The organism is Yoonia sp., from assembly GCF_036007805.1.
In the GTDB taxonomy this organism is placed as follows: domain Bacteria; phylum Pseudomonadota; class Alphaproteobacteria; order Rhodobacterales; family Rhodobacteraceae; genus Yoonia.
This window is the reverse complement of sequence record NZ_DASYOK010000376.1, coordinates 1-12,954: the sequence shown is the minus strand read 5'-3', so window position 1 is coordinate 12,954 and position 12,954 is coordinate 1. Positions and strand designations below refer to the sequence as shown.

At 59.2% G+C, this 12,954-nt stretch carries 10 protein-coding genes and 1 pseudogene; 3 read left to right on the top strand and 8 right to left on the bottom strand.

Going from position 1 to position 12,954, the window contains the following annotated elements; translation table 11 throughout:
* The 8 genes from VGP75_RS19960 to VGP75_RS19925 all read right to left on the bottom strand — a co-directional run.
* The coding region (locus VGP75_RS19960) for an ABC transporter ATP-binding protein (RefSeq protein WP_327545319.1) at positions 1–608 on the bottom strand (608 nt) is incomplete at its 3' end.
* On the bottom strand, positions 601–2,295 hold the full coding sequence (locus VGP75_RS19955) for an ABC transporter permease (RefSeq protein ID WP_327545318.1): 1,695 nt from the start codon (positions 2,293–2,295) through the stop codon (positions 601–603). The genes VGP75_RS19955 and VGP75_RS19960, both read right to left, overlap by 8 nt.
* 101 nt (positions 2,296–2,396) lie before the next feature.
* Positions 2,397–3,596 carry an ABC transporter substrate-binding protein gene (locus VGP75_RS19950; RefSeq protein ID WP_327545317.1) on the bottom strand — a complete coding sequence of 400 codons (1,200 nt, stop codon included), beginning with the start codon at positions 3,594–3,596 and terminating at the stop codon, positions 2,397–2,399.
* 12 nt (positions 3,597–3,608) lie between these two features.
* Positions 3,609–4,217, bottom strand: coding sequence for a CDP-alcohol phosphatidyltransferase family protein (locus tag VGP75_RS19945; protein WP_327545316.1), 609 nt, complete (start codon positions 4,215–4,217; stop codon positions 3,609–3,611).
* A 100-nt stretch (positions 4,218–4,317) separates the two neighbouring features.
* Entirely contained in the window at positions 4,318–6,321 is a 2,004-nt protein-coding gene (locus tag VGP75_RS19940; protein ID WP_327545315.1) for a hydantoinase/oxoprolinase N-terminal domain-containing protein, read from the bottom strand.
* Between the two features lie 104 nt (positions 6,322–6,425).
* Positions 6,426–8,210, bottom strand: a complete 1,785-nt coding sequence (locus VGP75_RS19935; protein WP_327545314.1) for a hypothetical protein — start codon at positions 8,208–8,210, stop codon at positions 6,426–6,428.
* A gap of 112 nt (positions 8,211–8,322) precedes the next feature.
* The gene (locus tag VGP75_RS19930; RefSeq protein ID WP_327545313.1) at positions 8,323–8,718 is read right to left on the bottom strand and encodes a GtrA family protein; all 396 of its coding nucleotides are present in this window, start codon (positions 8,716–8,718) and stop codon (positions 8,323–8,325) included.
* Positions 8,719–8,723: 5 nt separating this feature from the next.
* Positions 8,724–9,680 carry a glycosyltransferase family 2 protein gene (locus tag VGP75_RS19925; RefSeq protein ID WP_327545312.1) on the bottom strand — a complete coding sequence of 319 codons (957 nt, stop codon included), beginning with the start codon at positions 9,678–9,680 and terminating at the stop codon, positions 8,724–8,726.
* 126 nt (positions 9,681–9,806) lie between these two features.
* Here VGP75_RS19925 and VGP75_RS19920 point away from each other — a divergent pair, with 126 nt between their 5' ends.
* The 3 genes and pseudogenes from VGP75_RS19920 to VGP75_RS19910 all read left to right on the top strand — a co-directional run.
* Positions 9,807–11,096 (top strand): acetylornithine deacetylase/succinyl-diaminopimelate desuccinylase family protein, encoded by a 1,290-nt coding sequence (locus VGP75_RS19920; RefSeq protein ID WP_327545311.1) that lies wholly within the window; start codon positions 9,807–9,809, stop codon positions 11,094–11,096.
* A gap of 95 nt (positions 11,097–11,191) precedes the next feature.
* Positions 11,192–12,667, top strand: a complete 1,476-nt coding sequence (locus VGP75_RS19915; RefSeq protein ID WP_327545310.1) for an ABC transporter substrate-binding protein — start codon at positions 11,192–11,194, stop codon at positions 12,665–12,667.
* A gap of 54 nt (positions 12,668–12,721) precedes the next feature.
* Positions 12,722–12,954, top strand: a pseudogene (locus VGP75_RS19910) (ABC transporter permease); the annotation flags it as partial.

The following is a 12,954-nucleotide window of genomic DNA, read 5'->3' as shown; positions in this document are numbered from 1 at the left end:
CCCGCCGCCTGCGCATCATCCACGTCATGGGTCACCATCAACACCGGCAACGCCCTTGCACGGGCACGGTCAAATACCATCTCGCGCACCTGCGCGCGTAGGGCGGCATCCAGCCGCGAAAACGGCTCGTCCAACAGCAGCGCACAGGGTTCCGACAGCAACATCCGCATCAGTGCGATGCGCGCCTTCTGCCCGCCAGACAGCGTGGCGGGATCACGGTCTGCAAAACCACTCAGGCCGACCTCATCCAGCGCCTCTTCAATCTTTGCTCTGCGCGTTGCAGGGCTACCACCGGGTTGCAGGCCAAAGGCCAGATTGGCCCCGACCGACAGATGCGGGAATAGCAGATCATCCTGAAACAGGATCCCGACCCTGCGCTGATGCGGGGCCGCATGGGTGATGTTCTGGCCATCCAGCCAGACCTCGCCCGAGGCTACAAAATCGGGCGCAAGCGTGCCTGTGATAAAGGCCAGCAGGGTCGATTTGCCGACACCGGAGGGGCCCATGATCGTCAGCACCTCGCCCGGCGCGATCTCTTGCGCGACCGACAAGAGCGGCGCGCCGCCTTTGGTGATCGTCACGTCTTTCAGCACCAGACCTTTATCCATGCCGCAATCCCCTTCTGTTGCGCCAGATCAGCGCCGGCAACAGCAGTGCAAGGGCAAATGGCACCAGCGCCGCCCCCGTCTGCATCAACCCGTAAACCCCGATCGCGCGACGGTCGCCACCCGAGGCCAGCGCCACAGCCTCGGTTGTGAGTGTCGCCACACGGCCCCCGCCAATCAGCAAGGTCGGCAGATACTGCCCCACCGACACTGCCAGACCCACCGCCAATGCGGTCAGGATCGGACGCAAAAGCATCGGCAGACGCACGCGCCACAGCACACCATCAGGACTGGCCCGCAAAGCTGCGGCAATCGTGCCCATGCGCGTATCCCACGCACGAAACGGATCAGCGAGGGACAGGAAAACATAAGGCAGCACAAACACCAGATGCGCCAGAATCACCGGCAATCGCCCAACATCGGCCCCCATATTCAACATCAAGGTCTGCAACCCCGGCAGGAATGCCGTTTGGGGAATAAGCAGCGGCAGGTACAACAACCAGACCGCGCGCTGGCTGAACGACAGACCATAGCGGTACTCGGCCTCAAGACAGCCAATCGTCAGGATCAGCGCGACAAGGGCCACAGTACAGGCGATCAGGGCCGTTTCACCCAGAGCCTCTAGCGTGCCGGGACCAAAGCGCATCCAGTTGCGCAGGGTCCAGCCATCAGGAAAGGCATCCGGAAACCCCCAGAACCCCGCAAAAGACCAGATCACCAAGACAACCAGTCCCAAAAGGACAGCCGCCGCCGAACTCCCGCCCGCCACAAGCGCAGCCTGCGCCACAACCGGATCTAAGCGCCCACGGTTGCCTTTAGCGATCCAGCGCCGCCCCAGAGAGGCCACGATCACCTCACCAATCCGCCAGAAGATCAACGCAGCGACCACAAGGCCCAGTTGCAACAGCGCACCCGCCGCCGCCTCAAGCCGCATCGCCAGATCAGGATCAGACATCCATTTCACAATCTGCACCGACAAGGGCGGCGGCGTATTCGGGCCAAGGATCACGGCGACATCCACCACAGACATCGAATAGGCCAGAACCACATAAACCGGCGGTCTGATCTGCGCATAGACACGTGGAAACACGGTCTTCAGCCAGCCTGTCACCCGCCCATAGCCCAGCGCCTGCGCAATCGTCGTGCTGCGTTGCGCATCGGCCTGCCCAAGGGCAGCCAGCGTAATCAACAGCAAGAACGGCACTTCCTTGATAATGAGGCCTGCCGTCATCGTCAGGCCCCAGCTATCCTGCACGATCAGGATATCAGGCGGACGCTCCCAGCCTGTCAGGCCGGGCGATACCAGCCGCGACAACCACCCCGACGGCGCTATCAGAAAAGCCAGACCAAAGGCGGCTGCCGCATGTGGCACCGACAAAAGCGGCGAGAGCAACCGCTCAAGCGCGCGAAAGGGCCGCGTACCGGACCAGCCGGCGGTAACCAGCACAACAATTGCCAATGAAATGCCCGTCGCCAGCACCCCCGTCGAGAGCGATAGCATCACCGCCCTTGGCAGGCCCGCCCAGTCAAACAGATCGCGAAACGGATCAAGCGACGGTCCCGCCAGTCCCGCCGCAGGCAAATGCCCGAAGGCCGGTAGCACCGTCCCCCACAGACCGGCCGCCACCGGCCCCAGCATGGCAAGCAAGGTCAGGATCGGCAGGACGGGAAGGAAACGACGACGGTTCATATCTGGTGCGACGCAGTCCCGGACATGATCCGGGACCTCCCACGGCAACGGCGAGGCCCCGGATCATGTCCGGGGCTGCGTTCACTTACTTTCGACACGGGCTACTGCGAAACACCGTAGCGTGTGACCCAATCATCCGCGATCCGTGTAGCCCAGCTTGGGTGCGGTTCGTCCTGCACAGTGCCGAGCTCGGCAGGCGACAGCGTCGCAATACCCAGCTCAAGCGCATCAAATAACGCGCGGTCATCATCCGACAAAGAATCCATGTTCAACACGGTCCCATAGCCGAGGATCGCAGGATCCTGCGCGCGCGCCTGCGCTTCTGGCGACATCAGGAAATTGGCAACCACCATGGCACCGGCCTTGGACCCCGAATTGTAAGGCACCGCCACGAAAGACGCGTTCCCGATGGTGCCTTTGTCCAACACGAAGGTCCGCACACTTGGCGGCAGTTCGTTGTTCGCAATGGCAGTCGAAGCCGCACCGGGGCTGAAGGAAATCGACAAATCCAGCTCGCCGTCCGCAATCAGCGGGAACATGGCGGTGCCGGTCGGCGGATAGGCCTTGCCCTCACGCCACAGGTTGGGCGTCAGTTCGTCCATATAGGCCCAAAGCGGGGCCGTGATATCTGCATAGTTCTCGTCCGTGGCAGGCGCAGCCAACACAGACGGATCAGGCAGAATATCGACCAGAACCTGCTTGAGGAATGTCGTGCCGAGGAAATCCGGCGGCTGTGGATAGCTGAACCGCCCGGGGTTGGCTTGGGTCCATTCCAGCAAGGCCTGCATGGACCCCAGACGCTCTGGCATATCCTCGGTATCATGCACAAAGACCACCTGCGCCATGGCCCATGGGCTCTCGTAGCCTTCGGTCGGCACAGTGAAATCGGTTTGCACGGTCTTGCCTTCCACATCGACCAAAGCCCAGTTCGGCAAGGCCTCTGCATAAGGGCCGAACAAAAGATCGGCCTCTTTCATCGCGGCGAAATTCGCACCGTTGATCCAGATCATGTCGATCGCGCCGTCATCATCCTCGCCCGCCTGCTTTTCAGACAGCACGCGTGTGACCGCATCTGCGGTATCTGTCAGCTTCACATGCTCAAGCGTGACACCATACTCTTCCATCACGCGCTCACCGACCCACGCGATAAAATCATTGGTTGTCGTAGAGCCGCCCCATGCGTTCCAGTACACCGTTTGGCCTTCGGCCTCGGCGGTGACAGCGTCCCAATTGCTGACGTCGATATCTGCAAGCGCGGGAACCGGGGCCAGCAAAGCTGCCAGAATGGCGAGATGTTTCATATGTTACGTCCTTCAGTCAGTATAGATACGTTTAGCGGCGAGTATGCGCAGGATCGCCGTTGCGAAGCACAGGCTTCCAAAGAGCCACGCAAGTGGCGCGAAGAAAGTTTCAAAAAGGCAAAGAAGGAGGAAGAAGACAATCGTTTCCGTCCCTTCCAGAAGCCCGTTGGAATAGTAGAGCGTCTTCTGCCCCTGCAGATCGGTCTTGTGACCATGCTTTTCGGCCAAAATCGCGTAGCCCAGAAAGCTCGTCCCGTTGAAATAGAACGAAGCAAGAAGGAAAGCCCCTGCCGCCCCGTTTGTCGCAGGATCGTAGAGCACGAAAGCCATCGGAATGGCGCCGTAGAACAAGAAGTCCGCTGCAATATCCAGATATCCGCCGAAATCCGTTTTCTGCGTTGCCCGCGCCACGGCACCATCAAGGCCATCGGCCAAACGGCTGGCCAAGAGCGGCACCAAAGCCCAACCAAACTGGCCCAAGGCGATCAAAAGCGCGGCAAAAAGCCCAAGTGCGAGCCCGATCAGTGTAACAGCGTCTGCACTAATTCCACGCGCCGCCAACCCGCGACCCATCAGGTTCAACGGCGGGTCAATCAACTGACGTGCGTAACGGTCGAGCATCGGGTCCCTCTCAAGATGGCTTGTTGTGACCGATGCACTCATTTGGCGCAATCTGCCTGACAACAATGTGAAAAATAAGGCGAAGTCTGTCACAAATGGACTAGCTGGTTGCGATACGCGGGCGGCCGCTGGCCTCGACCCGCAGGGTGGCCTCGATAAACATGGCCCTGTTTTCAACTGTGATTTCAGAAATGTCGCGCGACACGGAAAAGCGGATTTCCTCTACCCCTGACGCGCGCACCAATCCTTCGGCCTCTTGCCGCAGAGCCGCCTCAAGAACGCCCAGCGCTTGATCACGGTTCGCAAATATCTTGGGTCCGTCTGTCAGATGCACAGCAAAAGACCCTTCACCCGCACTTGTGACAGTTCCCGTGGCCTGCATCCGCACCTGCCCCACAACCGCCCCGATGGCATTGGCCACACCGCCATGTTCCGGCAGCACCATGCGCGTGCCAAGCCGGTCACCCACAGCGCCATAATAGGCCGCCGCAGAAGCGCCGAGACCAATCACCGGCACGCCCAAAGACAACTGCATCTGCACCACACCACTATGCCGGTCCAACCCCGCCATGCTCAGCGGATGCTTGGCGAGTGCTGCAGGATCGGACCAATCCAGATCATCCTCGGCAAAGGCCGCCTGCAACAGGCAATCCACCGTCTGCGAGGTCAGTTGATCTATAATCTGCTGTGCCAGCACCTTTCCGTTTTCGGCCACCCGCGTGCCCGCACCAGTGCGCCTGCGGGCAAAAAGCGTCAGCGCCTTTTCGGCTGCCTGCGCATCCCACGCATCCACCATCCCCAGAACATGCGACGCATCAGAGGGCGTCACCCCGGCAAGAATAGCCAGACCACGCTCGACCAACCGCCCCAATGCAGGGCTTTCCATACGTGACTGCACCGCATGGCCAAGGCGCAGTGGCCCCTCTGCCAGACGTGCCGCCACAACCTGCTCGCGCTTGTCCAAACCCGCTGGCATATCCTGCCAGAGCGGGATCACAAACTGCCCGCCATCCGCCGCCGGAATATCCTGCGCCAAGGCACGATCCAGAACCGCACGGACCAAATCAGGATAGTGCAGCGCGGCCAAAGAGACCGGCATCAACCGGCGCGGCCCCAACCGCAGCCCGCCGTCCAGCCCCTCAACCACATGCACCTCGCTGTCACCACCAAGGCCCGTCGTGCGCATCGCAACCGCCTCGACCATCGTGCGGAAGGGGCCAACACGCGCGCCCTGCGGGTCGATCTTGGGGCGGCCATCGCGCAGCAGACAAACATCCGTTGTCGTACCGCCGATGTCGCTGACCAAGGCATCGGTTTCGCCTGTCAGCCAACTGGCACCGGCAATCGAGGCGGCAGGCCCGCTCAGGATTGTCTCGATCGGTTTTTCGCGCGCCAGATCAGCAGAGACCAAGGCCCCGTCCCCGCGCACAACCATCAACCGCGCCGTGATACCCACGGCGGTCAAATGCGCCTCGCATGCAGTGATCAAACGGTCCAGCATCCCGATCAGGCGCGCGTTCAGAACAGCCGTCAACGCCCGTTTTGGCCCACCAAGTGCCTGACTCAACTCATGCGAACAACTGACAGGTCGGCCTGTGGTCTGCCGCAACACATCGCGCACGGCGATTTCATGGGCAGGGTTGCGCGTCGCGAAACTGGCGGCAACGGCAAATCCGGTGATGCCCCCATCAAGATCGGCAAGGGCCGCGTGCAATGTTGCAAGATCAAGCGGTGCCACCTCGCCGCCTGCATGGTTATGACCGCCCGCAAGCCGGATCACCGGATCGCCGCGCAGCGCCTCGGTCAAACCGGCGCGCGCAAGATCGGCGTCATCAAAACCGATAGCGATCAATGCGATCCGGCCACCCTGACCCTCGACAAGGGCATTCGTCGCAAGGGTAGTAGAAAGCGACACCATCGCAATGTCGGCAGGTTTGACCACAGCCTGTGCAATTGCCGCATCAATGGCTGATCCGACACCGACAGCCAGATCAGGCCGCGAGGTCAGCGCCTTGGCAGAACCCAGCACCTTGTCCTGTGCTTCATCAATAATCACCGCATCGGTATATGTGCCACCAGTGTCGACACCCAACAAATATGTCATGCAATCCCGCCTTACGTCTGGCGCACATCTAAACGACCGACACGCGCCAAGCGCAACGCTATTTCACGCAGTTCTTCGCGAAAAACGACAGGATAAAGCGCAGTCTAGTCCTGCAATGCAAAAAGAAGCTGTTCGTCATTGCTCAGGGGGACAGGGCGCAACCACGCGACGGAAACGTCACCAGCCGCCAGTCCGGTCAGAAAATCACTGACATATGTCTGACCTGCGCAAAGCAAAACATGCGTGGCACCCTGTTCCCTGGCAAGGTTCTCAAACGCCGTCTCTTCCAGATCAAAGCCCAAAACACCATTCATGAAAGCATCAGGGCTGCGATGATAGGGCGCTGCCAGCGTGCTATGATGGGTCACCCAAAGCAAAGGCGCGCCCATGTTCGTGCTGTTCAGGATCACAGCGGGCGGGACCTCATTCAATGCCAGAAGCGTCTCGTAGTTGCGACATTTAGCGCCCTCTCTCTGGGTCGGACTCCCTTTGGTGGCAGGCCACAACGGCGCCAAAACAAGTTGCGGTGCGTTGATGCCAATTGCCACAAGAAACAAAAGAGCCGCCTTGGCGAGGTGACGCGTTTGTAAGTAGCCGTTCAGCAAGACAGTAAGGCAAAGGCCGCCAATAGCTGGCACCACTGACGCAACCATATACACCGTCCGCATTTGCAAAAAAAGCAGACCGACACCGAACACCCCAAGAAGTAACAATTGGCCCAGAATCGCGTTTTCTGTTTGACCGGTTCCTGACGCGCCACGCCGGGACCACCAGAGGAAAAATCCAGTGGTGAGCGCTGTAATCACGGGAATAATGAAAGCCAAGGCAGCGGCACTATGGGTTTGTATGTAGATGGGAAAAGGTTTTGCTTCGGTGATACGGGTTGCGATCATTTCTTGCAGCTCCGGAGGCAGATCGCCGTAGGGCCCACGTAGGCATGGGCCAAGCAGAGGCCAGGCCACCGCAATTCCGATCACCGTCAGAAACGCCGTGGCACCAACCTGAAAAGTCCAGCCCGGTACGCGGTTGCGCAACGCCAATGGGAGCAGAGTGGCCACAACCGCAATTGTAATGACGCTCAGCATCGGGGTACCCAGCTGATCGCAGACAGGCATGACCCGCAAAGCGGGCGATGTCAGGCCAAGCCAGAAAGCAAGGCTCCCCGCCGCCAAAGCAAGGCAGAAAGCAACCATTAGACGCTGTGTTTCGGGCCTTGGATCGAATACGCAACGCCCGAACAGAACGATACCCCCCGCAACGATGAAAAGCAGCGTTTCCAAGCCCGTTGAAAGCGCGAAAGCCGCAGCAAGCCCCCCGGCGATCCCCGCAGCAATCGGCCGGTCGGGCCAAACAACCGCATAGACAAAGATGACCATCATCAGGACTTGAATGTTGTGGTGGTCCAGATTTCCGGCTTGTGAGTGCAGGTCACTCAGCAAAGGCCACAAGATCGTGCACAGGACTGCAAAACATGCCGCAATTGGCCCGAAAATCCGCTTGGTCCCAAATCCCACAACAAGAAGTGTCAGGATCAGGATGGCCGTCGGCCAGATCGCGGCCCCAATCAATTCAGCCTTTTCCATCGGCAGAAAATATGAAAACGGCAGGATGAACGCGGCAATCCCCGCATCAATATAGCGGGACCAATGGATCAAAACCCCCTCGGGCGGCATCAACCGGTATTGTCTTGTATCAAACCAGCTTTGTCCGGCCATCCAGTCACGCACCATGACCAAACGCATGATGTCGTCATTGCCCATGGAGATGAAGTTTTCTTCCATCCTGAGGCCATCAAAGACAGCCTTTACAATTGCAATCGTGATCGCGCCAATCAGCACAACAAGTAGTGGCCTTTGCTGGCAGAATTTGATCAGAGGTACGGGTTTCATTTCAATCAGTCACTCAACAATTGGTGTGGGGCGAGTCTTGCAGAACATCGGGACAAAACAATGATAATCTTTGCAAAGTCCGGGTCCGTTTCGCGTTGAACGGACATCATGGTCAGACCCGAAACGCCACATGACGCGCCCCTATAAAATTCAGCAACGACCCAACAAAAGAGCCCAGCGCAAAGCCCGCGAAGATGGTAAGAGATGCCGTACCAAACACACCAATGACGGCGGAATAAACCAGATAGTTGGTCAGGCTACCCATGATCTGGACCCCGAAGTACCGTCGAAACTGACCCTTCCTGCTGGCATCACGTGTCGCACGAAACGTCCAGTTGCGGTTCAATGCCCACGTCACGATAACAGCAACGGGGAAGGAAAGCGCGCGTGCCAGATAAGGATTGTACTCAAGCCCGATCAGCAGCCATAGCAGCCCGCCATCAACGACGAAACCAACGCCCCCAACTGCGCCAAACCGCAGCACCTGCGCGATGAGTTCGGAACGCATCAGTCCTAGCGCCTAGCGGGTGCTGGCAGTGCGAGATAGGCCATCCGCTTCATCTCGCGGCGTCCAAGCGTGACAGTGTCAAGTATCAGACCGGTAATCACGGACAGCACACCAATCACCATGATCGCCGAGGCCAAGATCGCCGTGGGGAACCGCGGCACGAGGCCGGTTTCCACAAACTCGACAACAACAGGTGCGCCAAGCAACAGTGAAAGCAGCGCCAAAAGCACGCCAACGCTGCCGAAAAAGGCAAAAGGGCGCTCTTCTTTCACCAGCAAAATTATCATTTTCAGAATGCGGAACCCATCCCGGATCGTGTTCAGTTTACTGTCAGAGCCAGGCAACCGGTCGACATAGGCGGTATCCACGTCAGCAATTGGCATACGCAGTTCCAGCGCGTGGACGGTCAACTCGGTTTCAATCTCGAACCCGCGCGATAGCGCCGGAAAGGATTTGACAAAGCGGCGCGAGAAGACGCGGTAACCGGTCAACATATCCTTGGTGCGCTTGCCAAAAATACCGGCAACAAGGCCGGTCAGCATCCAGTTGCCGAAACGGTGCCCCGGCCGGTACGCTTCCTGGATTTCGGTCACACGACAGCCGCTGACCATATCAAGCGTTTCATCAAGCAGCTTGTCAATCAGCGCAGGGGCCGCCTTGGCTTCATAGGTATTGTCACCATCGACCATGACGTAAACATCTGCATCAATGTCGGCAAACATCCGGCGCACGACGTTGCCCTTACCCTGCTGGGTTTCGACCCGCACAATCGCACCTGCCGCGCGGGCGGCTTCGGCTGTACCATCGGTGGAGTTGTTGTCATAAACATAGATGTCGGCTGCGGGCAGCGCCGCGCGAAAATCGGCAACGACAGTACCAATCGGCTTGGCCTCGTTATAGCACGGGATCAGAACCGCGACCTTCACATTTGACGTCAATTCCACGCTTCTGCGCTCCATCATCTTCCGCCCTTTGGCATAGCAGGCGGGATGCAACATGGCGATACACTGCGGTTCTTTTGTGGCCGCACTGTGTAATTTCAAAATCACACCATTGTCTGTTCCCTCCGAAACACGAATACTCGGACCATGACACAGACCAAACACCGCGCTAACCTTGCGCGCGCCATCACCGAAAGACGCGATGACCTGATCGCACTGACCCAGGACCTGATCCGCATTCCCACGCTCAACCCGCCGGGACGTGATTACCGTGCAATCTGCGACTATCTGGACCGGCGCTTGCGGGGGGCGGGGTTTGAAACGGAACTGATCCGCGCCATCGGTACACCGGGCGATAGCGACAAATACCCCCGCTGGAATATCGTCGCGCGTCGCGAAGGCGGACAGTCCGGTGATTGTGTCCACTTCAATAGTCACACGGACGTGGTTGAGGTCGGCCATGGCTGGACCAAAGACCCCTTTGGCGGTGAACTGGTTGATGGCAAAATCTACGGGCGCGGGGCTTGCGATATGAAAGGCGGGCTTGCCGCGTCAATCATCGCCGCCGAGGCGTTCCTTGCGACCCACCCCACCTTCGCCGGCGCGATTGAGATTTCCGGCACAGCGGACGAAGAATCCGGCGGCTATGGCGGCGTCGCCTATCTGGCCGAAAAGGGCTATTTCGACCCCGCCCGCGTGCAACACGTCATTATCCCCGAACCTTTGAACAAGGACCGCGTCTGCCTTGGCCATCGCGGCGGCTGGTGGGCGGAAATCGAGACTTTCGGTGAAATCGCCCATGGCTCTATGCCCTTTCTGGGCGATTGCGCGGTGCGGCACATGGGGGCAGTGCTGGGTGAGTTTGAAGATAAACTCTATCCCGCAATGGCCGCACGGCACACCGATATGCCCGTCGTGCCCGAAGGGGCGCGGTCCTCCACCATGAACATCAATTCGATCCACGGCGGGCAACCCGAACAGGATGACGACTATACCGGACTGCCGGCCCATTGCGTGCCCGACAGTTGCCGCATCGTGATCGACCGCCGCTTTCTGGCCGAAGAAAACATCGACGACGTGCGCGGCGAGGTGAAGGCCCTGCTCGAAGGGCTAAAAGCAAACCGTGACCGTTTTGACTACGACCTGCGCGAAATGAACGTGGTCCTGCCCAGCATGACCGATCGCGATGCCCCCGTGGTGCAGGTGATCGCCGCCGAGATCGAGAAAGTGCTGGGAAAACCCGCCGAATTCGTGGCCTCACCCGGGACCTACGACCAAAAACACATCGACCGGATCGGCAAGCTGAAAAACTGCATCGCCTACGGACCGGGGATACTGGAACTGGCACATAAGCCCGACGAATACATCGGTGTGGATGACATGATGGACAGCGCACAGGTGATGGCGGGGGCGTTGACAAAAATACTGACACCGTAGGTCGGGGTTCTTCCCGACATCACGTCACCCGCAAGCAGTACTTGAATTGCCCCCCCGTTTTGTAAACACTCACCTTCGACAACAGGGGGAGCATCATGCACCATTTCAAAACACTCGCGGCATCCACCGCCATCGTTCTTTGCGCCTCGGGCGCGCTTGCCCAAGACAGCATCACCGTCGCGATCCAGCTGGAACCGCCGAACCTTGACCCCACAAGCGGGGCGGCACAGGCGATTGATAGCGTCCTCTACGCCAATGTGTTCGAGGGCCTCACACGGTTTGACGCCGATGGCGCCATCATCCGTGGCCTTGCCCAAAGCTGGGATATTTCCGACGACGGTCTGGTCTATACCTTTAACCTTGCCGCCGGTGTCACCTTTCACGATGGCACCACAATGGACGCCGAGGATGTGAAATTCAGCCTTGATCGCGCCCGCGCCGAGGACAGCACCAATGCGCAGAAGGCCCTTTTTGCAGGCATCGCCGATGTGACCGTGATTGATCCGCTGACCGTGCAGGTCACGCTGGATCAGCCCAACGGCAACTTCCTATTCAACATGGCGTGGGGCGATGCGGTAATCGTGGCCCCTGAAAGCATTGAAAACATCGCGTCAAACCCCATCGGCACCGGCCCTTTCACCTTCACCGATTGGGTACAGGGCGACCGGCTCGAGCTGACACGCAACCCTGATTACTGGGGTCCGGCCCCTGCGCTGGAAAGTGCGACCTTCCGCTTCATCTCGGACCCGACGGCCGCCTTTGCTGCGGTGATGGCCGAGGATGTGGACGCCTTTGTTGGTTTCCCTGCCCCTGAAAACCTGCCGCAATTCGAGGCCGATCCGCGTTTCCAGGTCCTTGTCGGCAATACCGAGGGCGAAACGATCCTGTCGACCAACAACAAAATGCCGCCCTTCGATGACGTCCGCGTGCGCAAGGCGCTAGCCCACGCGATTGACCGCCAAGCGATCATCGACGGCGCGATGTTCGGATATGGCACACCGATCGGCACGCATTTTGCCCCCCATAACCCCGACTACGTCGATCTGCTGGCAAATTCGCAATACGACCCCGACCTTGCACGCAGTCTCTTGGCCGAGGCAGGCTTTGCTGACGGTTTCACCACCACCCTGAAACTGCCGCCCCCATCCTACGCCCGCCGCGGCGGCGAGATCATCGCCAGCCAGCTGCGTGCTGTGGGGATCGAGACGGAAATTACCAACCTTGAATGGGCGCAGTGGATCGAAGAGGTCTTTACAAACAAGGACTTTGGCCTTTCCATCGTCAGCCACACCGAGCCCATGGATATCGGCATCTACGCCAATCCCGATTACTATTTCCAATACGACAACCCCGAGTTTCAGGCGCTGATGGAAACGTTGAACGCCACCACAGACCCTGCGATGCGCAGCAACCTTCTGGCGCAGGCGCAAGCGATCATTTCAGAGGACTACGTGAACGGGTATCTCTTTGAACTGGCCGTGGCGACCGTCGCCAAGGCAGGGCTGCAAGGGCTGTGGGTGAACCAGCCCACAGCGGCCGTTGACCTCACCGGCGTCAGCTGGAGCAACTAAAGCAATGCCCCCCGTGAAAATCTTGCGGGGGGCGTACGTCCAAAGGCAGCACTTATGATCCGCTATGCGCTTGGGCGCCTGACGTCGCTGATCATCAGCCTGATTGTGGCCTCCATCGTGATCTTTGCGGTTATCGAGGTGATCCCGGGCGATCCTGCGGCCTTTATGCTGGGCGTCAACGCCCGCCCCGATACAATCGCCGCCTTGCGCGCCGAAATGGGCCTCGATCAATCCGTGGTGACGCGGTATTTCGATTGGGTCACAGGGTTGCTGCGCGGTGATTTCGG